General features: G+C 60.5%; 18 protein-coding genes. 9 read left to right on the forward strand and 9 right to left on the reverse strand.

Going from position 1 to position 23,387, the window contains the following annotated elements; translation table 11 throughout:
* Positions 1-7 precede the first annotated feature (7 nt).
* Positions 8-1,867: a molybdopterin-synthase adenylyltransferase MoeB gene (moeB, locus tag HKK57_RS17855; RefSeq protein WP_169390502.1), complete on the reverse strand. Its 1,860-nt coding sequence runs from the start codon at positions 1,865-1,867 to the stop codon at positions 8-10.
* A gap of 26 nt (positions 1,868-1,893) precedes the next feature.
* Positions 1,894-2,787, reverse strand: coding sequence for a DMT family transporter (locus HKK57_RS17860; RefSeq protein WP_166647876.1), 894 nt, complete (start codon positions 2,785-2,787; stop codon positions 1,894-1,896).
* Between the two features lie 160 nt (positions 2,788-2,947).
* Between HKK57_RS17860 and HKK57_RS17865 the strand changes: the two genes are divergently transcribed.
* Positions 2,948-4,372, forward strand: a complete 1,425-nt coding sequence (locus tag HKK57_RS17865) for an aminotransferase-like domain-containing protein (protein WP_070995177.1) — start codon at positions 2,948-2,950, stop codon at positions 4,370-4,372.
* Positions 4,373-4,432: 60 nt separating this feature from the next.
* Here the strand turns inward: HKK57_RS17865 and ppsR are convergent, their stop codons facing one another.
* Positions 4,433-5,251: a posphoenolpyruvate synthetase regulatory kinase/phosphorylase PpsR gene (gene ppsR / locus HKK57_RS17870; protein WP_029298286.1), complete on the reverse strand. Its 819-nt coding sequence runs from the start codon at positions 5,249-5,251 to the stop codon at positions 4,433-4,435.
* Between the two features lie 178 nt (positions 5,252-5,429).
* On the opposite strand from ppsR, the gene ppsA reads away from it, so the two are divergent.
* The 8 genes from ppsA (at position 5,430) to HKK57_RS17910 (ending at position 13,559) form a co-directional block, all read left to right on the forward strand.
* A complete protein-coding gene (ppsA, locus tag HKK57_RS17875) occupies positions 5,430-7,805 on the forward strand; it encodes a phosphoenolpyruvate synthase (RefSeq protein WP_029298284.1) in 2,376 nt (791 codons plus the stop codon).
* A 99-nt stretch (positions 7,806-7,904) separates the two neighbouring features.
* Positions 7,905-8,894 carry an alpha/beta fold hydrolase gene (locus HKK57_RS17880; RefSeq protein WP_092231846.1) on the forward strand — a complete coding sequence of 330 codons (990 nt, stop codon included), beginning with the start codon at positions 7,905-7,907 and terminating at the stop codon, positions 8,892-8,894.
* A gap of 229 nt (positions 8,895-9,123) precedes the next feature.
* The gene (rraA, locus tag HKK57_RS17885; RefSeq protein WP_029298280.1) at positions 9,124-9,615 is read left to right on the forward strand and encodes a ribonuclease E activity regulator RraA; all 492 of its coding nucleotides are present in this window, start codon (positions 9,124-9,126) and stop codon (positions 9,613-9,615) included.
* A gap of 24 nt (positions 9,616-9,639) precedes the next feature.
* On the forward strand, positions 9,640-10,635 hold the full coding sequence (locus HKK57_RS17890; RefSeq protein ID WP_029298277.1) for a zinc transporter ZntB: 996 nt from the start codon (positions 9,640-9,642) through the stop codon (positions 10,633-10,635).
* 85 nt (positions 10,636-10,720) lie between these two features.
* Positions 10,721-10,966 (forward strand): hypothetical protein, encoded by a 246-nt coding sequence (locus tag HKK57_RS17895; RefSeq protein ID WP_029298275.1) that lies wholly within the window; start codon positions 10,721-10,723, stop codon positions 10,964-10,966.
* A 2-nt stretch (positions 10,967-10,968) separates the two neighbouring features.
* Positions 10,969-11,793 (forward strand): mechanosensitive ion channel family protein, encoded by an 825-nt coding sequence (locus HKK57_RS17900; protein ID WP_029298273.1) that lies wholly within the window; start codon positions 10,969-10,971, stop codon positions 11,791-11,793.
* A gap of 87 nt (positions 11,794-11,880) precedes the next feature.
* Complete coding sequence (gene sigX, locus HKK57_RS17905; RefSeq protein ID WP_029298270.1) at positions 11,881-12,471, forward strand: RNA polymerase sigma factor SigX; 591 nt, start codon at positions 11,881-11,883, stop codon at positions 12,469-12,471.
* Between the two features lie 107 nt (positions 12,472-12,578).
* Positions 12,579-13,559 carry an OmpA family protein gene (locus tag HKK57_RS17910; RefSeq protein WP_029298268.1) on the forward strand — a complete coding sequence of 327 codons (981 nt, stop codon included), beginning with the start codon at positions 12,579-12,581 and terminating at the stop codon, positions 13,557-13,559.
* A gap of 62 nt (positions 13,560-13,621) precedes the next feature.
* On the opposite strand, the gene cobA is transcribed toward HKK57_RS17910, so the two are convergent.
* The 6 genes from cobA to HKK57_RS17940 all read right to left on the reverse strand — a co-directional run bounded on the left by cobA (position 13,622) and on the right by HKK57_RS17940 (position 22,997).
* The gene (cobA, locus tag HKK57_RS17915; protein WP_029298265.1) at positions 13,622-14,359 is read right to left on the reverse strand and encodes a uroporphyrinogen-III C-methyltransferase; all 738 of its coding nucleotides are present in this window, start codon (positions 14,357-14,359) and stop codon (positions 13,622-13,624) included.
* An 11-nt stretch (positions 14,360-14,370) separates the two neighbouring features.
* Positions 14,371-17,079, reverse strand: coding sequence for a nitrate reductase (locus HKK57_RS17920; RefSeq protein ID WP_169390503.1), 2,709 nt, complete (start codon positions 17,077-17,079; stop codon positions 14,371-14,373).
* A complete protein-coding gene (gene nirD, locus HKK57_RS17925; protein WP_029298262.1) occupies positions 17,079-17,396 on the reverse strand; it encodes a nitrite reductase small subunit NirD in 318 nt (105 codons plus the stop codon). Before nirD ends, HKK57_RS17920 begins: the two co-directional genes overlap by 1 nt.
* A complete protein-coding gene (gene nirB / locus HKK57_RS17930) occupies positions 17,393-19,846 on the reverse strand; it encodes a nitrite reductase large subunit NirB (RefSeq protein ID WP_070995170.1) in 2,454 nt (817 codons plus the stop codon). Before nirB ends, nirD begins: the two co-directional genes overlap by 4 nt.
* A gap of 272 nt (positions 19,847-20,118) precedes the next feature.
* Positions 20,119-21,786, reverse strand: a complete 1,668-nt coding sequence (locus HKK57_RS17935; protein WP_169390504.1) for a bifunctional protein-serine/threonine kinase/phosphatase — start codon at positions 21,784-21,786, stop codon at positions 20,119-20,121.
* Complete coding sequence (locus HKK57_RS17940) at positions 21,786-22,997, reverse strand: nitrate/nitrite transporter (protein WP_070995172.1); 1,212 nt, start codon at positions 22,995-22,997, stop codon at positions 21,786-21,788. Before HKK57_RS17940 ends, HKK57_RS17935 begins: the two co-directional genes overlap by 1 nt.
* Positions 22,998-23,387: the final 390 nt, after the last annotated feature.

Genomic DNA, 23,387 nt, shown 5'->3' on the forward strand with positions numbered 1-23,387 from the left:
CCTGTGATCAGTACAACGGCATGTCGGGTTCGACGTCGCGCACCCAGTGTTTCATACCGCCTTGCAGCACCCGGGTGTTGGCAAAGCCCGCAGCCAGCAGGGTGCTGGCGGCTTGCTCGGCGCGGCTGCCGGCATAGCAGATCAGGTAATGGGTGTTTGCACGGCTCAGGCTGTCGAGTTGCGCGTCGAGCTGGGCCAGGGGGATGTGCAGCACGCCCGGTAGTTGGCATACCTCCAGCTCGCTGGCGTCGCGCACATCCAGCAGGATATCGGCGCTGCTGCGCTGCTCCAGCAACTGCTTGAGCACCTGGGGCTTGATGTAGTGCTCTGCGGCCAGGCTGGGGGCGCGGAGGGTATCGGCACACACGGCTGCTGCGGGTTGGTGTTCTTCACGCAGTTCGGAGCAGCACGGGCAGTCGGCGCGGCGCTTGAAACGGATTTCGCTGAACTTCATGGCCAGGGCATCAAAGCGCATCAACCGTCCGGACAAGGAGTCGCCCAGGCCGATCAACAACTTGATTGCTTCGGTGGCCTGGATCATCCCGACCACGCCGGGCAGTACGCCGATGACCCCGCCGGCGCTGCAATTGGGCGCCAGTTCCGCAGGTGGCGCGTGGGGGTACAGGCAGCGGTAGCAGGGCCCGCCTTGATAATTGAACACGCTGATCTGGCCGTCGAAACGGTAGATCGCGCCATACACCAGCGGCTTGCCCAGCTGTACGCAGGCATCATTGACCAGGTAGCGGGTCTCGAAGTTGTCGGTGCCGTCGATCACCAGGTCGTAGGCACCGACCAGTTCCAGGGCATTGTCGGCGTTCAGTGCGGTGTCGTAGGTGTTGATTTTGATATGCGCGTTGAGGTCCTGCAGCCGGCGCTTGGCGGACTCGACCTTCGGCAGGCCCAGGGTGCTGTTGCCGTGCACGACCTGGCGTTGCAGGTTGCTGCTTTCCACCACGTCGAAGTCCACCAGCCCCAGGGTGCCAATGCCGGCGGCGGCCAGGTACAGGCTGATGGGCGAGCCCAGGCCACCAGTACCGATGATCAGCACCTTGGCCTTCTTCAGGTTCAGTTGCCCTTCGCGGCCAACGCCGGGCAGGGTGATATGGCGCACATAGCGCTGCACTTCCTCGTTGCTCAACGATTCGATGTCCATGCCGCCGGAGGTGGCCAGCAGCACTTCGATTCTGGCCTTTGCGGGCAGTGGCTCGTCGGGGCCGATCAGTTCTTCCCCTGCGGTGAACAGGAAATGCTCCTTGAGCTGGCCGTTGTTTTCGTGGAACAGGTGCGCCCGCAGTTGGGGGTGGCGGGTGCAGGTGTCTTCAATGACTTCGCGCAATGTCGATCCGGCACCCTCGAGGGTCGATTCTGGCAACTTGGCCACGCGGACCAGGATGTCGGGGAAAGAGACAGCGTTCATGTACAACTCCGTTTGCAGGTCGTTGAAGGGGTTGAGGGCGAAGTGCGTGCCATCCCAGGCAAACAGCTTCGACCCAAGGGCCTTGCCCTGGCGGACATCCACCACCAGGTAGCTGACGGGGTAGATCGGTTCGCCCATGTACAGGGCCTTGTCCTGATCCTCGTCACTGAAGTACGCACCGACATCCGGGTGGGAGTGGTAGATCACCACCACCGGGTTATCCGTGCGAAAGGCCTTGTTCATCAGCAGCGTGTCGGTCACCGAGAAGGTGTAGCCGTTGGCCGCGCTGCGGGGGTAGGCGTCGGGGTTCTTGCGATGCAGCTCGTTCTGGATATTGCTGCCCAGGTAGACGCTGCCGTCTGCAAAGACAAAGCCGCAGCACTCTTCGGGGTAGGTGCTGCTGGCGTGGGCGTAGATCTGTTCCAGGGCGGTTTGGCGGAGGACGTCCATGTTTCTCTCGCGTGATGGGGAAAGGGTCAATTGGCTTTTGCCAGCAACTTTTCGATCGGCAACTTGGTGATGGCAAAGCCGGCCAGCAGGATCGCCGAGTACAGCATCAGGTCCCGGGACAACTCCAGGCCTTCGTACCAGGCGCCGATGATTACGGCGAACACCGGGAAAATAATGAAGACGAACGACAGGATGATCGGGCTCAGGCGCTTGAGTAGCATGAAATACACGATAAACCCGCCGACCGAGGCCACCAGGCCCAGGTAGAACAGGGCGCTCCAGGACCGCAGGGTGATGGCCTCGAAGGTCGGTGATTCAAACCACAGCCCGGCGACAAACAGCATCAGCCCGGCAATCCCGATGGGCAGGGTGTTGTAGGTGATCACGCTGATGGCGCTGCCTTTTTGCTTGGTAATGACATAGCACAAGGCATGCAGGATTGCGGCGGTCAGAATTGCCAGTACGCCGAAGAATTCGGCGTGGTCAAGGTGCAGTCCCTGGCTGCGGATGATCATGTACAGGCTGCCGAAGCCGATGCCGATGCCGACGACCTGGGAAAAGTAGATGCGCTCGCGCAGGAACAGTGCCGAGAAGATCAGGATGAACACCGGCATGCAGCTGAACAGCAGCGCGGTGAGCCCGGATGAGACGTGCATCTCGCCGTAGTTGAGCAGGTAGTAAGGCACGCTGAAGTAGCAAAGGGTCACGAACACAAAGAACCAGCGGCTTTCCCGGGGGAACAGGATCGGCTCGCGCCGCAGAAAGGCAAAGCACAGGAACAGTGGGAAGGCGATCAAAAAGCGCAAGCCCGCCGACGTCAGGGGCGGCACGCTTTCCACCGCGATCTTGATCCCCAACCAGGTGGTGCCCCAGCTCAGGCAGACAATCAGGAACATCACACTGGTGATCAGGCCAGCCAGCCATTGTTTGGGGGATTTGGTTTTTTCGGTATTTTCGAGAACGGCGGACATTGGCATCGTTTATTGCTTCCCTGAGCCGGAATTGAACTCTATATTGAACTTGTAATTAGAGGTTTCACCCGGTGATTGAACCCGTAAAAGCACACTATTAGGGCGAATGATGGCTGTCAAAACAAATATTGACATGGTGTCAATTATGCGAGAGGGGCTGTCCAGCGGGCAGGGCGTGAAGTACAAACGCCTGTCCGACGTCATGGAACGGGGCATCCTAGAAGGTCTGATTGAGCCTGGGCGCAAACTGCCGCCTCACCGGGTGCTTTCTGACAATCTTGGGGTGACCATCGGCACTATCAGCCGCGCCTACGGCGAACTGGAACGCCTGGGCCTGGTGGTGGCGCGAGTGGGTGACGGAACGTTCGTACGCAAGCGTGGGATGGAGCGCCAGCGTGACGAAGGCTTTCGCAATGTCAGCGAGGAGCCGCGCCAGTACTTCGATATGAGCCGCAATATGCATATCCCGGGGCAGGAGACCACGTTCCTGGCCCAGGGCTTTGAAACCCTGGCCAAGAATGCCAAGTTCCTGCAGGACATCAGCGCCTACACCCCGGACGCCGGCCTGCCACGCTACCGCGCGGCCGGGGCGCAATGGTTGGTGCAGCGTGACTTTCATCCGATTCCAGAGCAGGTCATCTGTGTCAACGGCGGCCAGCACGGGCTGCTGTGCGCATTGATGGCGTTGGTGCGTGCGGGCGACACGGTAGTCACCGAGCAATTGACCTATCCGGGCCTGATTACCGCCGCGCGGATGCTCGGCATCCGCCTGATCGGTCTGGAAATGGATGAGGAAGGCGTGTTGCCGGGAGCTCTGGAGGAGGTCTGTCGCAATCACCGGGTATCGGCCTTGTATTGCACGCCGACCATCCAGAATCCGACGACCGCGGTGTTGTCGGTGGCCCGCCGTGAGGCGCTGGTGAAGGTCTGTCGTGAGCACAATCTGCTGATCTTGGAGGACGAGGCGCATGGGGTGTTGGTGGCAGATCGCCCGCCGCCCCTGAGTCATTTTGCCCCGGAGCGCACGATTCTGATCAGCAGCCTGAGCAAGGCCGTGTCGGCGGGCTTGCGGGTGGGGTATGTGCATGCACCGCCCGCGCTGGTCAGCCGTATTTCTGCGGCTCTGCGTTCAACCTGCTGGATGGCCACACCAGTGACCCTGGAACTGGCCACGCAGTGGATTGAAAACGGCACGGCAGAGTACCTGTTGCATCAGCAGATCAATGAAATCAGCCGGCGCAAAGCGTTGGTCGCAGGCCTGCTGGCCGGCCTGGAATACCGGACGCACCCCAACAGCCCGCATTTCTGGATTGAAGTCCCTGAGCCTTGGCGAGCGTCGGAAATCGAGGCGGAACTCAAGCAGAATAATTACCTGATCGCCACGGCCGAAGCCTTTGCCGTGGGGCAGACGGCGGTACCGCAGTTTATCCGGGCGAGCATTTGCAATACGTCGGGGGATGATCAATTGCTGAAGGCGGGATTTGACGCGCTGGCCACGGCGCTGGGGCAGGGTGGGGACCGGTTTCACCTGTGAACCCAGTTGTGGCGCACGGGCTAATGTGGCAAATGGGCTCGCCACATTAGCGGCTACGGGTTATTTGAAGCGCCGCTCAACACCCTTTTCTACAAGGATTTTCGCCGAAATCTCTTCCACCGAAAAATGCGTGGAGTTGATGTGCGCAATGTTTTCCCGGCGGAACAGGTTTTCCACTTCCCGCACTTCGAATTCGCACTGGGCATAGCTCGAATAGCGGCTGTTGGGCTTGCGTTCGTTACGGATGGCCGTGAGTCGGTCCGGGTCGATGGTCAGGCCGAAGAGCTTGTGTTGATGTTTGCGCAGCACCGCCGGCAGTTGCAGGCGTTCCATGTCGTCCTCGGTCAGCGGGTAGTTGGCCGCGCGGATGCCAAACTGCATGGCCATGTACAGGCAGGTCGGGGTCTTGCCGCAGCGCGACACGCCGACCAGGATCAGGTCGGCCTTGTCGTAGTAGTGGGTGCGGGCGCCGTCGTCGTTGTCCAGGGCGAAGTTCACCGCCTCGATCCGCTCCATATAGTTGGAATTGTGGCCAATGGAATGGGACTTGCCCACGGAGTATGAGGAATGCTCACTGAGCTCCTGTTCCAGGGGCGCAAGAAAGGTCGAGAAGATGTCGATCATGAAACCATTGGAAGTGGCGAGGATCTCACGGATGTCCTGGTTGACGATGGTGTCGAAAATGATCGGGCGTACACCGTCTTTTTCAGCGGCCAGATTGATTTGTTGTACCATGGCCCGCGCTTTATCCACGTTATCGATATAAGGCCGGGTGAATTTGGCGAAGGTAATGCTTTCGAACTGCGCCAGCAGGCTCTGACCCAGGGTTTCGGCGGTAATGCCGGTGCCATCGGAGATGAAGAAAGCAGATCGTTTCATTTGAGCCTTGGGCCTTAAGCTGATGACGAATCTTGGATATGATAGGCGCGATTTTGCCGTCCCACAGTGGGCCGCATTCTCACTTATTTTCCAGGTCCAGGCCACAAACGCCGGTAAATGCTCCTATTGAGCCTCCGGCGCCCTGAGCTTTTCCAACACAGTTAGTGGAGAGATCACCTTGGTAGAGTACGTAGTTTCCCTCGATAAGCTCGGCGTCCATGATGTAGAGCATGTGGGGGGCAAGAACGCATCCCTCGGCGAGATGATCAGTAATCTTGCGGGCGCCGGTGTCTCAGTGCCCGGTGGTTTCGCCACCACGGCCCAGGCATATCGCGACTTCCTCGAACTGAGTGGTCTCAACGACCAGATCCACGCTGCCCTGGACGCGTTGGACGTCGATGATGTCAACGCTCTGGCCAAGACCGGCGCGCAGATCCGCCAGTGGATCATGGAAGCCGAGTTCCCCGAGAAGCTCAACGCAGAAATCCGCACCGCCTTCGCCACCCTGTCGGCGGGCAACCCGGACATGGCTGTCGCCGTGCGTTCCTCGGCCACCGCCGAAGATTTGCCCGACGCCTCTTTCGCCGGCCAGCAGGAAACCTTCCTGAACATCCGTGGCGTAGAAAACGTCATCCGCGCAGCGAAGGAAGTGTTCGCCTCGCTGTTCAACGACCGCGCCATTTCCTACCGCGTGCATCAGGGGTTTGACCACAAGCTGGTTGCCCTGTCTGCCGGCGTGCAGCGCATGGTGCGTTCGGAAACCGGTACCGCCGGTGTGATGTTCACCCTGGATACCGAATCGGGCTTCCGTGACGTGGTGTTTATCACCGGCGCCTACGGCCTGGGCGAAACCGTCGTACAAGGCGCGGTCAACCCGGACGAGTTCTACGTGCACAAGCACACCCTTGAGGCCGGTCGCCCGGCGATCCTGCGCCGCAACCTGGGCAGCAAGGCTATCAAGATGATCTACGGCGACGAGGCCAAGGCCGGTCGCTCGGTGAAAACCGTTGATGTCGACAAGGCCGAGCGTGCGCGCTTCTGCCTCAGCGATGCCGAAGTCAGTGAATTGGCCAAGCAGGCGATGATCATCGAGAAGCACTACAAGTGCCCGATGGACATCGAGTGGGCCAAGGACGGCGATGACGGCAAGCTGTACATCGTCCAGGCACGTCCGGAAACCGTGAAAAGCCGCACTTCGGCCAATGTCATGGAACGCTACCTGTTGAAAGAAACCGGCACCGTGCTGGTGGAAGGCCGTGCCATCGGCCAGCGCATCGGCGCGGGCAAGGTGCGGATCATCAAGGACGTGTCCGAGATGGACAAGGTCCAGCCGGGTGACGTGCTGGTCTCCGACATGACCGACCCGGATTGGGAACCCGTGATGAAGCGCGCCAGCGCCATCGTCACCAACCGTGGCGGGCGTACCTGCCACGCGGCGATCATTGCCCGTGAACTGGGGATCCCGGCAGTAGTCGGTTGCGGCAACGCCACCCAGTTGCTCAAGGATGGCCAGGGCGTCACCGTATCCTGCGCCGAAGGCGATACCGGCTTCATCTTTGAAGGTGAACTGGGCTTCGACATCAAGCAAAACTCCATCGATGCCATGCCCGACCTGCCGTTCAAGATCATGATGAACGTCGGCAACCCTGACCGCGCCTTCGACTTCGCGCAGTTGCCGAACGCCGGGGTGGGCCTGGCCCGCCTGGAGTTCATCATCAACCGCATGATCGGCGTGCACCCCAAAGCCCTGTTGAACTACGACGGCCTGCCGGTGGAAATCAAGGACAGCGTCGACAAGCGCATCGCCGGCTACAACGACCCGGTTGGCTTCTACGTCGAGAAGCTGGTGGAAGGCATCAGCACCCTGGCGGCGGCCTTCTGGCCGAAGAAAGTCATCGTGCGCCTGTCGGACTTCAAGTCCAACGAATACGCGAACCTGATCGGCGGCAAGCTTTACGAGCCGGAAGAAGAAAACCCGATGCTGGGTTTCCGTGGCGCCTCGCGCTACATCAGCGAAGCGTTCCGTGACTGCTTCGAGCTCGAATGCCGCGCCCTCAAGCGTGTGCGCAACGAGATGGGCCTGACCAACGTCGAGATCATGGTGCCCTTCGTGCGCACCTTGGGCGAAGCGAGCCAGGTGGTCGACCTGCTGGCTGAGAACGGTCTGACCCGTGGCGAAAACGGCCTGCGCGTGATCATGATGTGCGAGCTGCCGTCCAACGCCATCCTCGCCGAGGAGTTCCTGGAGTTCTTCGATGGCTTCTCCATCGGTTCCAATGACCTGACCCAACTGACCCTGGGCCTGGATCGCGACTCCGGGATCATCGCCCACCTGTTTGACGAGCGTAACCCTGCGGTCAAGAAACTGTTGGCCAACGCCATCCAGGCCTGCAACAAGGCTGGCAAGTACATCGGTATCTGTGGCCAAGGCCCTTCCGATCACCCGGACCTGGCCAAATGGCTGATGGAACAGGGCATCGAAAGTGTTTCGCTGAACCCCGACTCCGTGCTGGAAACCTGGTTCTTCCTGGCTGAAGGCCAAGCCTCGGCGTAATTGCCATCTGCCGGTCGGCCTATATGGCTGGACGGCATTTCTCATTCTGTACAGGGCGGAACTCCTTCCGGACGCCGCCCTTTTTTGTGCAAGAACATTATGCAAAGCAGCAGCAACCTGTTTCCCGTCGCCTTGATCAGCGCTGAGCGTCGTGGCGATCTGAGTGAAGATGTCTACCGTCTCAAGCCTGGCAACAGCCCCGACAGCACCGTAGAACTGGCGGTGACACGCCTGGGGCTGGCCGATGTCGCGCAAAGTCGTGGCGTACCGGTGGTGTTGGTACATGGCAGCTTTTCCAATCGCCGTTTCTGGTATTCGCCCAAAGGGATTGGCCTGGGGGCGTATCTGGCGCGCCAGGGCTTTGATGTATGGATCCCGGAAATGCGTGGTCACGGGCTTTCCCGACGTAACCAGGACTACGCCAAGAATCGCGTCGCCGACTATGCTCGTTACGATTTACCGGCCATCGCTGCTTTTGTGCGTGAGCAAAGTGCGCAGATCCCGCACTGGATCGGTCACTCGTTGGGCGGCACGACCCTGGCGGCAGCGCTGGGTGGCCAGTATCTGGGGGCGCCGGCCGTGGCGTCGGTGGCGCTGTTTGGCTGCCAGGTCAGTCGCACTTACTGGCCGTTGAAAATTCCGCCGGTGGAGTGGGGTGGGCGCTTGATCTTGAAGCGCTTTGCCCAGCTTTCCGGTTCGCGACTCAAGCGTGGCCCGGAAGACGAGCCCATCGGCCTGGCCCTGGAAAGCATGCGCTGGCACGGCCTGTTCGGGCGTTTTGGCGATGCCGAGCGCGACTGGTGGAAAGGCCTGGCCGAGGTCGATGTACCGCTGCTGGCAGTGAGTGCCGCTGGCGATCATCAAGACCCGGACTGGGCCTGCCGCAAGCTGTTTGACCAAGTGGGCAGCGAGCACCGCCAATACCTGTGCCTGGGGCGCAAGCAAGGGTTCAGCGGTGATTTCGGGCATGTCGAGATGCTGGTGAGTAAAGCGGCGCAGGCCGAAGTATGGCCGTTGGTGCAGCGTTGGCTGAAAGATCCCCTGACACCTTTGGCGGGTGCACAGGTGCAGGTGCCGGCGGCTGTCTGAAGAAAGGCTCTAAAGAGGGCGTTTCGCTTGAGGTAGCTTGCGGCTAAGATATGACGCGCCGGGCTATTCTGGTCATATTCAGTCGCGCAGTGGCTATTGCGTTACAGCCTGGCGGGTCTGATCATTGTCGCCCTTGCAGCGGCAATTCTTAAAGAATGCCGGTTGCGATGCGTTTTCTTGATGTAGCTGTGGATGTTCGACACCTTCTTTCACCGACAGGAGTTTTTCGATGAACCATTACGTTACCCCCGACCTGTGTGACGCCTACCCGGACCTGGTACAGGTGCTGGAGCCGATGTTCGCCAACTTTGGGGGGCGGGACTCCTTCGGTGGCCAGATAGTGACCGTCAAGTGCTTTGAGGACAACTCCAGGGTCAAGGAACAGGCCGAACTCGATGGCACCGGCAAAGTGCTGGTGGTCGACGGTGGTGGTTCATTGCGCTGCGCCTTGCTGGGCGACATGATCGCCGATCGAGCCGCAAAGAACGGCTGGGAAGGCTTGGTGATCTACGGCTGTGTGCGTGATGTGGACGTGCTCGCCCAGACCGACTTGGGCGTGCAGGCCTTGGCCAGCCACCCGAAAAAGAGCCATCGCCAAGGCGTGGGCGACCTGGGCGGGGCCGTGACATTTGCGGGCGTGACATTCCGTCCCGGTGAATATGTCTATGCCGATAACAATGGCGTGATTGTTTCGCCCAGCCCGTTGAAAATGCCTGAATAACTGCAATAGCCGACAGGGGTGAGGATGTTCGAGGAAGAAAACGCGCAGTGGGGGCTGGTACACGCCCTCGTGCTGGACGGTAAAGGCGGTGCGCGTTCGATTGCCCGGACTGAGCTTGACGACCTGCAAATGCAGCCCCAGGAAAGCCTGTGGCTGCATTGGGATCGCAGTCATCCCCAGACCCAGACCTGGTTGCGCAAATCCAGTGGCCTGAGCGAGTTCGCCTGTGACCTGCTGCTGGAGGAGAACACCCGGCCACGTTTGCTGCCGCTACCGGACGACGAGTTGCTGCTGTTTCTGCGTGGGATCAACCTCAACCCGGGGGCGGAGCCGGAAGACATGGTGTCGGTGCGTATCTTTGCTGCGGCTGACCGGGTCATTTCCCTGCGTCTGCGGCCCTTGCGCGCTACCGATGAGTTGCTGGTGCAGTTGGCGGATGGAAAAGGCCCCAGGACTGCTTCCGAGCTGATCCTGTACATGGCGCAGTACCTGACCAATAAAGTGCAGGATCTGGTCAGCGACTTGTCTGAAATCGTCGATATCGAAGAAGAAAAACTGGATACCGACGAACGGTATACCCCGGAGCATGGCAGCGTCCTGCAGATCCGTCGGCGGGCCGCCGCGCTCAAGCGCTTCCTGGCACCCCAGCGCGATATTTTCGCGCAACTGACACGCATAAAACTGCCCTGGTTCGTCGATGACGATGCTGACTATTGGAATGAATTGAATAACAGCCTGACCCGTTACCTGGAAGAGCTGGAATTGAGCCGGGAGCGCGTGGGGCTGGTGCTGGAGGCCGAGGATCGGCGTTTGAGCGTGCGCATGAACCGCACGATGTACCGCTTCGGGATCATCACCGGGATCTTTTTGCCGATGAGTTTCCTGACCGGCTTGCTGGGGATCAACGTAGGCGGGATTCCGTTTTCCGAGAGCCCCTATGGCTTCGCGATTGCCTGCTTGTTGATGGTCTCGGTGGCCCTTGGGCAGTGGTGGCTGTTTCGACGTTTACGCTGGGTTTGACCTGAACGTGACCTGAACGGCAGGAGAGGTCATGTGACCAGACGAATTTTGCCCTCGTCTTTTAAATCACTTGCGAGAGGTCCCTATGCACGATCCGTTTGAACAGTCTTTGCGTGACATGCTTAACGCTTCGCCGTCCAACCGTGACGACGATGCTTGCCTGGGGCGCGTACTGAAAACCGCCAACCGCCAGGTGGGCGCGGGCGACCTGTTTGGTCTGCTTGGCCGCTGGCTACCGGCACTGATGATGGCGCTGAACAATGGTTCGGCCCACGTATCGCCTGTTTCTCGTCGTAAACCTATTGCTCGCACTGCTGATAAGGCTGATTGAATATGGAACTTGATCTCTGGACGCAGAGTCTGGTCACTGCAATGACTGCGTTGTGGACCAAGGTGGCGAATTTCATTCCCAACCTGTTTGGTGCGCTGGTGCTGGTGCTGCTGGGTTTTGTCGTGGCCAAGCTGCTCGACACCCTGCTCTCCAAATTGCTCGCCAAGCTGGGCCTCGATCGTTTGATGGCCGGCACCGGATTGACCAAGTTGCTGGGGCGCGCCGGGCTGCAAGTGCCGATCTCGACACTGATCGGCAAGATCGTCTACTGGTTTGTTTTGCTGATTTTTCTGGTTTCTGCGGCGCAATCCCTTGGACTTGAGCGAGTTTCAGCTACGCTCGACATGCTGGCGCTGTATTTGCCGAAAGTATTCGGCGGCGCGCTGGTGTTGCTGGTCGGCGTTCTGCTGGCGCAACTGGCCAATGGCCTGGTGCGCGGCGCCGCTGAAGGCGTAGGCCTGGACTATGCAGGTGGCCTGGGGCGAATTGCCCAAGGGCTGGTGATCATCATCAGTATTTCGGTGGCGATCAGCCAGTTGGAGGTCAAGACTGACCTGCTCAACCATGTGATTGTGATCGTTTTGATTACCGTTGGTCTGGCCGTTGCGCTGGCCATGGGTTTGGGAAGCCGGGGAATTGCCGGGCAGATTCTTGCGGGAATCTATGTGCGTGAGTTGTATCAGGTGGGGCAAAGCGTGCGTGTTGGCGAGGTCGAAGGGCAGATTGAAGAGATCGGCACGGTGAAAACCACCCTGTTGACCGATGATGGCGAATTAGTGTCGCTGTCCAATCGGGTTCTGCTGGAACAGCAGGTCAGTAGCCGCTAACCCGGCAAACCCTGCTAATGTACGCCGCCGCGATCCTGGCTATCCAGGATGTGGCGGACATTGACCTGACTGTCGGCACGACTTGTTTTGAATAAAGCCCAAACGCTGTCCACGCGCTATGACCCCCGTGAGCTCTCTGATGAGGAGTTGGTCGCGCGCTCGCACACGGAGCTGTTTCACGTAACACGCGCGTACGAAGAATTGATGCGCAGGTATCAACGCACTCTGTTCAACGTTTGTTCAAGATATTTAGGGAACGATCGTGATGCGGATGATGTCTGTCAGGAAGTGATGCTCAAGGTGTTGTATGGCCTGAAGAACTTCGAGGGTAAATCGAAGTTCAAAACCTGGCTCTACAGCATCACGTACAACGAGTGCATCACGCAGTATCGTAAGGAACGGCGAAAGCGTCGCTTGATGGACGCATTGAGTCTGGACCCCCTTGAGGAAGCGTCTGAAGAAAAGGCGCCGGCACCCGAGGAGAAGGGCGGACTTGATCGCTGGTTGGTGCATGTGAACCCGATTGACCGGGAAATTCTGGTGCTACGATTTGTCGCAGAACTGGAATTTCAGGAAATCGCTGACATTATGCATATGGGTTTGAGTGCTACAAAAATGCGTTACAAACGTGCTCTTGATAAATTACGTGAGAAATTTGCGGACAGTACTGAAACTTAGTTCGGTGCAAATATCTCTTACGTGTAGGCAAGTTCTGTTAGACTTGTCGCCGAGTTGTCCCCCGGTATGTGGGACTGCTTTACAATCACCAGATGGGGATTTAACGGATGAAACTGAAAAACACCTTGGGCTTGGCCATTGGTTCTCTTATTGCCGCTACTTCTTTCGGCGTTCTGGCACAAGGCCAAGGCGCAGTTGAAGGCGAGCTGTTCTACAAGAAGCAGTACAACGATAGCGTCAAGCACATCGAAGACGGCTTCAATCCTGGCGCTCGCATCGGTTACTTCCTGACCGACGACCTGTCCTTGAACTTGTCCTACGACAAGACCAACCACACCCGTTCGACTGACGGTACTGGCAACCAGAAGATCAAAGGTGATACCGGCAGCCTCGTTGCCCAATACCACTTCGGTCAAGCTGGCGTCGACTCCCTGCGTCCATACGTAGAAGGTGGTTTCGGTCACCAGAGCCGTGGCAACGTACGTGCTGATGGCCACACCGGTCGCGACCAGACTACCTTCGCTACCGTTGGTACTGGCGTTAAGTACTACTTCACCAACAACCTGTACGCTCGTGCCGGTGTTGAAGCTGACTACGGTCTGGACAACGGCAAGTGGGATTACTCCGCACTGGTCGGCCTGGGCGTAAACTTCGGCGGTAACGCTGGCGCAGCCGCTCCAGCTCCTACCCCAGCACCAGCTCCAGAGCCAGTTCCAGAGCCAGAAGCTCCGGTTGCTCAGGTTGTTCGTGTTGAGCTGGACGTTAAGTTCGACTTCGACAAGGCCGTTGTTAAGCCTAACAGCTACGGCGACGTCAAAAACCTGGCCGACTTCATGGCTCAGTACCCAGCTACCAACGTAGAAGTTGCTGGTCACACTGACTCCGTCGGTCCAGACGCTTACAACCAGAAGCTGTCCCAGCGTCGTGCTGACGCTGTTAAGCAAGTCCTGGTTAAAGACGGCGTTGACGCTGGCCGTATCACCTCCGTAGGTTACGGCGAATCCCGCCCAGTTGCTGACAACGCAACTGAAGCTGGTCGTGCTGTTAACCGTCGCGTAGAAGCATCGGTTGAAGCTCAAGCTCAGTAATTACTGAGTGGTAGAAAAAAGCCCGGCTCTTGAGCCGGGCTTTTTTTCGCCTGCGATTTGCCTCAGGCGCTGGCGGCCAATGCTGCTTCAACCGCCGCTGCCGCCACCGCACCGATCACCAGGATAGCCGGACTCTTCAAGGCGAATGCCTGGGCATCATCGTGCATGCGTGCCAGGGAGCTGCGGCACTCACGCTGTTGGGGCAGCGAGGCGTTCTCGATCATCGCCACTGGCATATCAGCGGCCATGCCACCTTCCAGCAGTTGCCGGGCAATCTCTGAAAGCTTCGCCACGCCCATGTAGATCACCAGTGTTGTGCCCCCTTCGGCCAGTGCCCGCCAATTCAGGCTGCTGTCGTCCTGGGTATGGGCAGTGACCAGCGTTACGCCGCGACTGATCCCGCGCAGCGTCAGCGGTATATCGCAATTGGTCGCACCTGCCAGCCCGGCGGTGATGCCATTGACCAGCTCCACACTCACGCCTCGCTCCCTGAGCCAGGTCGCTTCTTCGCCGCCACGGCCAAAAATGCACGGATCACCGCCTTTGAGGCGCACCACACATTTACCCTGCCGCGCGTAACGCAGCATCAAACGGTGAATGAAATCCTGGGGCGTGGAACGGCAGCCGCCGCGTTTGCCGACGGTAATCACCCGCGCACCTGGGCAATGTTCAAGCACCGCCGGGTTGACCAAGTCATCAATCAACACCACATCGGCCTCGTGCAGGGCCCGCACCGCCTTGAGGGTCAACAACTCCGGATCACCCGGGCCTGCGCCCACCAGCCAGACTTTTGCACTCATATTTATTGCCCTCACACACTGATAGCGATTGGCTGCGAGGTGCTCGCCAAAAGCCGTTTGATTTCGGGGACGCAGGAGCCACATTGCGTGCCGCAGCCCAGTTCTTGCTTCAGCCCCGCGAGGTCCAGGCCGCGACTGATGCCTGCACATATCGCGTTTTCACTGACGTTCTTGCAGTTGCAGAGAATTTTGTTGCTGCTCGTACCCGCGCCGGGTGGCGCGCTTAGCGGGGCCAGCAACCAGCGGCGCAGTTGTTCATCGGTCCGGCCCTCCAGCCAAAGGCTTTGCAGCCAATGACGGGCCAGGGTTTCGCCGGCCAGACGGATCGCGGTAATCCGGCCGTTCTCGATTTTTACCCGCTTGCCGATGGAGCGCCGTGGGTCGTCATAGGCCATGACCGGACCGTCATTGAGGCCCAGCAATTGGTCGATGTTCTTGAGCAACTGCAGGTCCGGCGCCTCGGTATGGGCAGCACGCAGCAGCAGCGCCGGCCGCTCACGCCCGGTCAAGCTGAGGCTGACGTAGGCAAAGCGCTCGCAAAGCGGACGCAACGCCTCGAAGTGTTGCTGCACGTCACCTTCGATCAACGCAAACAGCTGCCAAGGCAATTGCACGGCTTCCAGGCGCACACCGCTGTGCTTGAGCTCGGGTTGTTTCGACAAGGGATCGAATGCCGGCTGAGTCAGCATGTTGACGCCGCCCTTGAGGAAGCGATCGCCCCAATGCATGGGCAGGAACGCCTGGCCGGGCCGCACGCTGTCATCACTGGTCACCGCCACAATCACCTGGCCACGGCGGCTTTTCAGGCTCACCAGATCGCCCTCTTTGAAGCGGTGCCGGCGTAGTTCGTCCGGGTGCAGGCTGAGCAATGCTTCGCTGACGTGGCCGAACAGTTGCGCAGCCGTACCGGTGCGGCTCATGCCATGCCATTGGTCACGCAGGCGGCCGGTGATCAGGGTCAGGGGAAAGCGCGCATCACGTTGTTCCTTGGCAGCGCGATAAGGCTCGGCGATAAAGTGCGCACGACCACTGTCGGTCGGGAAGATGCCGTCGGTGTACAGCCGTGGTGTGCCGCTCTGAGCCTCGGCGGGAAACGGCCATTGTTGCGGGCCGATCCGGTCGAGCAGGGCATGGCTGATACCTGACAGGTCCAAGTCCCGACCGCGTGTCAGCAGTTTGAACTCATCAAAAATCTGCGCCGGTTGCGCAAACGCAAACAGGCTCGGTAGGCCCGGTCGCAAACGTTGCTCCAGGCGCTGTGCGAAATCCACGGTAATCGCCCAGTCCGACCGCGCCTCACCCGGTGGGGCAATGGCCTGGCGTACGTGGGAAATACGCCGCTCGGAATTGGTCACGGTGCCTTCTTTCTCACCCCAACTGGCGGCTGGCAACAACAGGTCGGCAAAGGCTGCGGTTTCTGTGGTGCGGAAGGCTTCCTGCAACACCACGAATGGGCACGCGGCCAGGGCCTGGCGCACGCTGCTCTGGTCCGGCAACGATTGCGCGGGGTTGGTGCAGGCGATCCACAGCGCTTTGATCTTGCCGGCCTGTACCTGCTCGAACAGTTCGATGGCGGTCAAGCCGGTACTGGATGGCAGTTGCTCAACCCCCCAGTAGGCGGCCACTTGTGCGCGGTGCTCGGGGTTGTTGGCATCACGATGGCCCGGCAGCAGGTTCGACAGGCTACCGGTTTCCCGGCCGCCCATGGCGTTGGGCTGGCCGGTCAGGGAAAACGGCCCGCAACCTGGGCGGCCAATGGTGCCGGTGGCCAGGTGCAGGTTGATCAGGGCGCTGTTTTTCGCACTGCCGGCGGTGGACTGGTTGAGCCCCATGCACCACAGCGACAGAAAGCTCGGCGAGGTGCCGACCCACTGCGCACACTGGCGCAGTTGCTCGACACTGATCCCGCACAATTGCGTGACCATCTGCGGCGTGTAGTCGTGGACCAGGCGTTTGAGTTCGACCAAACCATCGGTATGAGTCTGGATAAAGTCACGATCGATCCAGTCTTCCCACAGCAGCAGATGCAAAATCCCATGGAACAACGCGACATCGGTACCCGGCAGGATTGCCAGGTGCATATCCGCCAGGTCACAGGTATCGGTGCGCCGTGGATCAATGACCAGCACTTTCATCTCCGGACGGCGCGCCTTGGCCTCTTCCAGCCGGCGAAACAGTACCGGGTGGGCGTAGGCCATATTACTGCCGACGATCATCACGCAATCGCTGGCCTCCAGGTCCTCATAGCTGCACGGCGGCGCGTCGGCCCCCAGGCTGCGCTTGTAGCCGACCACCGCCGAGGACATACACAGCCGGGAATTGCTGTCGATATTGTTGGTGCCCACCAGCGCCCGGGCGAGCTTGTTGAAACTGTAGTAATCCTCGGTCAGCAGTTGCCCGGAGATATAGAACGCCACACTGTCGGGGCCGTGCTCGGCGATGGTGTCGGCGAACACATGGGCCGCGTGGTCCAGGGCACTGTCCCAATCGGTACGGCCACGGGCCAGGCCTTTGCCCAGGCGCAATTCGGGGTACAACGCCCGCGCTGCCAGGTCGCCAGTCAGGTGCAGGCTGGAACCCTTGCTGCACAACTTGCCGAAATTGGCCGGGTGCAACGGGTCGCCGCTGACCCCGAGGATCTGCGCGCCATCATGCTCGATCAGCACGCCGCAGCCGACCCCGCAGTAGCAGCAGGTCGACGCGGTGACCTGGCGGTTCATCAACCAGCGTCCCGCAGGGCCAGCATCACCCGGCCGTTTTCAACCCGGGCATGGTGGTGGTGGGCGCAACCGATATCCGGGGCCTGGGCTTCGCCGGACGCCAGGTCGATCTGCCAGTTGTGCAATGGGCATGCTACGCGTTTGCCGTAAATCAACCCCTGGGACAATGGCCCACCCTTGTGCGGGCAGCGGTCGTCAAGGGCGAAGACTTCGTCGTCACTGGTCCGAAAAATCGCAATTTCACCTTTCGGGCCGCTGACGATGCGCGAGCCCAGTGCGTTGATTTCGTCGAGGGCACAGATATCCAGCCAGTTCATACCACTACCTCCAGCTGTTTGACGGCGATGGTGTCGAATTCCTTCTTCAGCAACGGCTGCTCCAGGCGTTCTTTCCATGGGTCTTGTTCAAACGACAGGGAGAACTGCAGGCGCTCGTTCAGGGCCTGGCGCCGCGCTGGGTCTTCCAGCACGGCCTTCTTGATATGGTCCATGCCGACCCGCTGCATGTAATGCACGGTGCGCTCCAGGTAGAAGGCTTCTTCGCGGTACAGCTGCAGGAAGGCGCCGTTGTATTCGCGTACCTCCTCGGCGGTCTTGAGCTTGACGAAGAACTCTGCGACCTCGGTCTTGATCCCGCCGTTGCCGCCGATATACATCTCCCAGCCCGAGTCGACGCCGATAATTCCCACGTCCTTGATCCCGGCTTCCGAGCAGTTGCGCGGGCAACCGGAGACCGCCAGCTTGACCTTGTGGGGCGACCACATATTGAACAGGTCATGCTCCAACTCGATGCCCAGTTGTGTGGAGTTCTGCGTGCCGAAGCGGCAGAACTCGCTGCCTACGCAGGTCTTCACGGTACGGATGGATTTGCCGTAGGCGTGCCCGGACGGCATATCGAGGTCTTTCCAGACACCGGGCAGGTCCTGTTTCTTGATGCCCAGCAAGTCGATGCGCTGCCCGCCGGTGACCTTGACCATCGGCACGTTGTACTTGTCGGCCACATCGGCAATCCGCCGCAGTTCGGAAGGATTGGTCACACCGCCCCACATCCGCGGGACTACTGAGTAAGTGCCGTCTTTCTGAATATTGGCGTGGGCCCGTTCGTTGATCAGGCGCGATTGCGGATCGTCCTTGGCTTCCCCCGGCCAGGTGGAGATCAGGTAGTAGTTCAACGCCGGGCGGCAAGTGGCGCAGCCGTTGGGGGTGCGCCAGTTCAGGTAGCTCATGGTGTCGGCGATGGTCAGCAGGTGCTGGTCGCGGATCGCCTGGCGGATTTGCCCGTGGTTCAGGTCGCTGCAACCGCAGATGGCTTTCTCGCTCTTTGGCTTGACGTCAGCCGCACCGCCCACGGTGTTGATCAGGATCTGCTCCACCAACCCGGCGCAGGAGCCGCAGGAACTGGCGGCCTTGGTGTGTTTCTTTACCTCATCGACGCTGAACAGGCCCTGTTCCTGGATCGCCTTGACGATGGTGCCCTTGCACACGCCGTTGCAGCCGCAGACTTCGGCGCTGTCGGCCATGCTCATGGCTTTGTCCTGGCCTTGGTGGCCGACGTCGCCCAAGGCGTTTTCGCCGAACATCAGGTGGTCGCGGATTTCGCCAATGCCATGGTTCTCACGGATCTGCCGGAAATACCAACCGCCATCGGCGGTGTCGCCGTACAGGCAGGCGCCGACCAAAATGTCGTCCTTGATCACCAGCTTCTTGTAGACGCCGCCGATGGGGTCGGAAAGGGTGATGGTTTCGGTGCCTTCGCCGCCCATGAAGTCGCCAGCGGAAAACAGGTCGATACCGGTGACTTTCAGTTTGGTCGAGGTCACCGAGCCTTTATAGGTGGCGAACCCCAACTGGGCCAGGTGGTTGGCGCAGACCTTGGCCTGCTCGAACAGCGGCGCCACCAGGCCGTAGGCAATCCCGCGATGGCTGGCGCATTCGCCGATGGCATAGATGCGCGGGTCGTAGGTTTGCATCGTGTCGTTGACCAGGATCCCACGGTTGCACGGGATGCCGGACTTTTCCGCCAGTTCGGTATTGGGGCGGATCCCGGCGGCCATCACCACCAGGTCGGCGGGAATCACGTCGCCGTTTTTGAATTGCACCGAACCCACGCGGCCATTGCCGGCGTCATGCAGGGCCTGGGTCTGTTCGCACAGGCGAAACACCAGGCCACGGCTTTCCAGTTCGGTTTGCAGCAACTGGCCGCTGGTCTTGTCCAGTTGCCGCTCCAGCAGCCATTCGCCGATATGCACCACGGTGACGTGCATGCCGCGCAGCATCAGGCCATTGGCCGCTTCCAGGCCGAGCAGGCCGCCACCGATGACCACGGCATGCTTGTGGGTCTTGGCAGTGTCGATCATGGCTTGGGTGTCGGCAATGTCGCGGTAGCCGATCACGCCCTGCAAGGTATTGCCGGGGATCGGCAGGATGAACGGAGTCGAACCGGTGGCGATCAGCAGGCGATCGTATTCGGCCTCGGTGCCGTCTTCGGCGATGACTTTGCGTTTGACCCGGTCGATCTGCACCACCTTGCGGTTGAGCAGCAACTTGATGTTGTTTTGCAGGTACCAGTCGAGGTCGTTGAGCACGATCTCTTCGAACGTCTGCTCACCGGCCAGCACCGGTGATAGCAGGATGCGGTTGTAGTTGGTGTGGGGCTCGGCGCCAAAGACCGTAATGTCGTACAGCTCGGTGCTCAGTTTCAGCAGTTCTTCAAGGGTGCGAACCCCGGCCATGCCGTTGCCGATCATCACCAGTTTGAGTTTTTTCATGTCGTTCTCCGCAATGGCTCGACAAATCACGCGCAAACAAAAAAAGGCGTCCCGCTAGTTGCCTAGCGAGGACGCCTTTGTCCTGGTCCCGTTCTCTCGGGAAAGCCCCACCTTCGTCGTTGAGGGGTGGGCTGTATGTGGGGTGTTGCAAGAGCTAATGCAGTGGTTGTGCCAAGTCGTGAAAAGCCGGATTTACTGAGGTTCTGGTGGATACCACAAGGCTTTTTCGCACCATTTAAAGGCGCGATGCCCACAACTGGCGCGCCTGCCTCCTACAGGGATAACAGATACAGCAACAGCAGGTTGAGCAGCAGCGACACCAGCGCCAGGGTTTGCCAGACCTTGAGAGGCTCGCGCTCCAGCAGTGGCCGAGGGCGCAGGCTCAGCTCGCGGCGGTCGGCCTGTTCCAGTACCAGCAGCCATTCCTCGGCGGTTTCGTAGCGTTGGTCCGGTTGTGCCGCCACCGCGTGTTCCAGGCTTTGCTGCAACCAGTCGGGCAGATCCGGTCGATAGCGGCTGGCGCTGACCGGCGTGTTGAAGCGGGGGCGCTGGAAAGCTTCGATTTCACCGTAGGGATAGTGCCCGGTCAGCAGGTAATACAGGCTCACGCCGACGCTGTACAAATCCTGCCGAGGGGTCGGACGTTCACCACTGAAGGCTTCAGGCGCGATAAAGCTGGGGGTGCCCGGCAGCAGGTGAGCGCGGTCCTCGGATAACCCCGGGCAATAGGCCAGGCCAAAGTCCAGTACCCGCAATTCACCGTCGTCCCCCAGCAGCAGGTTTTCCGGCTTGATGTCGCGGTGCAGGATCTGCCGGCGATGCAACATGCCCACCGCGCGCAGCAAGCGCTCGGCGATGGATTGCCATTGTGCCAGCGGCAAGGGGCCTTGCTGCTGGAACAGGGCGGCCAGGGTCTGCCCGCTGTATTCACGCATCACATAGTACAAATGCTGACGCCCGCCGGCCGGATGGACTTCAGGAAATGCCCGTCCGGCCACCCGGCGCAGAAACCATTCTTCTGAGAGTAGGGCCTGGGCGGCGTCGTGGTCATCGTCGTGGCCAGGGGGCAGGGTTTTCAGCAGCCAGGGTTGCTGCTGGGTATCGCGTACCCGGTACAGCAACGACTGCCGACTTTGTGCCAGCACGCTCTCCACCTGCCAGCCTTCAAAGGATTGCCCGGCCTTCAACGGCGGCGGCAATGGCCACTGCTGCAACTGCACCAGTGCATCGCCCAGGGTGGCGGCGCCGAGCTGGTCGATGCGCACCAGCAGGGCGCTGGCATTGTCCTGGCTACCCGCCAGGTGTGCGGCGTTGACCAGCGTATTCACGGCCAGGTCCAGGTCGGCCTGTTCGCGCAGGATCGCACGGATGCTGTGATCCGCCAGGGTCGACCACACACCATCGCTGAGCAGCAGGAAACATTCACCCTGGCGCAGTTCACCGTCGAGAAAGTCCACCACCAGATGCTGATCCAGGCCCAGGGCGCGCTTGAGCACGTGCTGCATGCCCGGTTGCTCCCAGACATGTTCTTGGCTGATGCGCTGCAACTCGCCGTCGAACCAGCGATACACCCGGCAGTCGCCGACATGGGCCAGGGTAAAGCGCTGGCCGCGAAACACCACGGCGCTGAGGGTGGTCAACAACGGCTGGCCGCCGCCATTGGCCTGCAGCCAGCGATTCTGCGCCAGCAACAGCCGGTCCAGGGCCTGGGCCACGCCCCAGGTTTGTGGCGTGGCGTAGTAGTCCAGGGCCAGGGCCTGCAAGGTCGAACGCGCGGCCAGGCCGCCATCGGCACACTGGCTGACGCCGTCGGCGATGGCACACAGGTAGCCTTTGCTGGCGGCCAGGTCCGGGGCCGGGGTAACCAGGCGCATGGCGTCCTGGTTTTCCTCACGCGGCCCGATGGCGCTGGCCTGGGCAACACTCAGTTGCAGGCTCATCAGACCCGCGCTGCGGTGACGGCAGCCGAACCCCAGGTGGTTCTCCAGCGCCGTTTCACACCATACAGACCGAACCACGCCAGCACGCCCAGGCTGGCGAACAGCCACAGCGCCAACTGGTAGCTGCCGGTGCTTTGCTTGATCGCGCCCATGCCCGCTGCCAGGGCGAAGCCGCCGATGCCGCCGGCCATGCCGATCAACCCGGTCATCACGCCGATCTCCCGGCGAAAGCGCTGGGGTACCAGTTGGAAGACCGCACCGTTACCGGCGCCCAAGCCCAGCATGGTGCAGACGAACAGGGCCAGTGCCGCGTAGGAACTGGGCAGGTTGAAACCCACGGCGGCGATACAGACGGCTGCCACGGCGTACATGCCCAGTAGCGTGCGGATCCCGCCGAAACGGTCGGCCAGGGCGCCGCCCAGAGGGCGCATCAGGCTACCGCCGAACACGCAGGCGGCGGTGTAGTAGCCGGCGGTGACTGGGCTCAAGCCATATTGATCGTTGAAGTAGCCGGGCAGGGCGCTGGCCAGGCCGATAAAGCCCCCGAAGGTCACGCTGTAGAAGAACATGAACCACCAACTGTCGCGATCGCCCAAGGCCTTGAAATAGTCGGCCATGGATTTGGCTTTTGGCCGTTCGGGGGCGTTGCGCGCCAGCCAGGCAAAGACGATCAGGGTCAGGATCAACGGGATCAGGGCAAAGCCGAACACATTGCTCCAGCCAAATGCGGCGGCGATCAACGGCGCCAGCAGCGCGGCAAACACGGTGCCGGAGTTGCCGGCCCCGGCGATGCCCATGGCCTTGCCCTGGTGCTCGGCGGGGTACCACTGGGACGCCAGCGGCAGGGCAACGGCAAACGAGGCCCCGGCCATACCGAGGAAAAGCCCCAGGAGCAGCGCCTGTTCATAACTGTGGATCCCCAGTTTCCAGGCGAAGAACAGCGCCACAATCACGATCACCTGACCAATCAGCCCGGCGGTCTTGGGCGACAATTTGTCCGCCAGCATACCCATCAAAAAGCGCAGGATCGCCCCCGCCAGGATCGGCGTGGCGACCATCAGCCCGCGTTGCTGAGTGGTCAGTTGCAGGTCGGCAGCGATCTGCACCGCCAGCGGGCCCAATAGGTACCAGACCATGAAACTCAGGTCGAAATACAAGAACGCGGCAAACAAGGTCGGGGTGTGCCCGGATTTCCAGAAGCTTGATTTCATCACGCACCTCACGATTGGGGATCTTGTAGAAGGCCTGGTGATGGAACGACCCGCGAAGGCCGCCCCACCAAAACGAAAAAACGCCGCCACCGGGTTCGCGTATGCAAACCGGATGTGCGACGTCTTTGTCGTGGAGGGGCAACCGCCGTTGGCTACCTGTGATGTTTACATAGCAAGTCTTGCGCCAATCGTGACACCGCCATCTACGCAGTTTTGCCGCAGCGCATAAATCCAGGCAGACACGGCTGTTGTGGCGAGCGGGCTTGCCCCGCGCTGGGCTGCGCAGCAGCCCCAAAATCAGTCACCTCGGACTATCTGATAAAACATTGTGATCTTGTTGGGGCTGCTGCGCAGCCCAGCGCGGGGCAAGCCCGCTCGCCACAGGGGGGC

This window comes from Pseudomonas sp. ADAK21 (assembly GCF_012935735.1).
Classification (GTDB): domain Bacteria; phylum Pseudomonadota; class Gammaproteobacteria; order Pseudomonadales; family Pseudomonadaceae; genus Aquipseudomonas; species Aquipseudomonas proteolytica.

What these genes read in the sequence shown, in the direction of transcription:
- HKK57_RS17880 (WP_092231846.1), top strand. Translation starts at nt 7,905, where the DNA reads ATGCAAAGCAGCAGCAACCTGTTTCCCGTCGCCTTGATCAGCGCTGAG.
- HKK57_RS17900 (WP_029298273.1), top strand. Translation starts at nt 10,969, where the DNA reads ATGGAACTTGATCTCTGGACGCAGAGTCTGGTCACTGCAATGACTGCG.
- HKK57_RS17910 (WP_029298268.1), top strand. Translation starts at nt 12,579, where the DNA reads ATGAAACTGAAAAACACCTTGGGCTTGGCCATTGGTTCTCTTATTGCC.
- HKK57_RS17890 (WP_029298277.1), top strand. Translation starts at nt 9,640, where the DNA reads ATGTTCGAGGAAGAAAACGCGCAGTGGGGGCTGGTACACGCCCTCGTG.
- ppsR (WP_029298286.1), bottom strand. Translation starts at nt 5,251, where the DNA reads ATGAAACGATCTGCTTTCTTCATCTCCGATGGCACCGGCATTACCGCC.
- nirB (WP_070995170.1), bottom strand. Translation starts at nt 19,846, where the DNA reads ATGAAAAAACTCAAACTGGTGATGATCGGCAACGGCATGGCCGGGGTT.
- HKK57_RS17895 (WP_029298275.1), top strand. Translation starts at nt 10,721, where the DNA reads ATGCACGATCCGTTTGAACAGTCTTTGCGTGACATGCTTAACGCTTCG.
- cobA (WP_029298265.1), bottom strand. Translation starts at nt 14,359, where the DNA reads ATGAGTGCAAAAGTCTGGCTGGTGGGCGCAGGCCCGGGTGATCCGGAG.
- HKK57_RS17920 (WP_169390503.1), bottom strand. Translation starts at nt 17,079, where the DNA reads ATGAACCGCCAGGTCACCGCGTCGACCTGCTGCTACTGCGGGGTCGGC.
- rraA (WP_029298280.1), top strand. Translation starts at nt 9,124, where the DNA reads ATGAACCATTACGTTACCCCCGACCTGTGTGACGCCTACCCGGACCTG.
- HKK57_RS17865 (WP_070995177.1), top strand. Translation starts at nt 2,948, where the DNA reads ATGGCTGTCAAAACAAATATTGACATGGTGTCAATTATGCGAGAGGGG.
- HKK57_RS17940 (WP_070995172.1), bottom strand. Translation starts at nt 22,997, where the DNA reads ATGAAATCAAGCTTCTGGAAATCCGGGCACACCCCGACCTTGTTTGCC.
- HKK57_RS17935 (WP_169390504.1), bottom strand. Translation starts at nt 21,786, where the DNA reads ATGAGCCTGCAACTGAGTGTTGCCCAGGCCAGCGCCATCGGGCCGCGT.
- nirD (WP_029298262.1), bottom strand. Translation starts at nt 17,396, where the DNA reads ATGAACTGGCTGGATATCTGTGCCCTCGACGAAATCAACGCACTGGGC.
- moeB (WP_169390502.1), bottom strand. Translation starts at nt 1,867, where the DNA reads ATGGACGTCCTCCGCCAAACCGCCCTGGAACAGATCTACGCCCACGCC.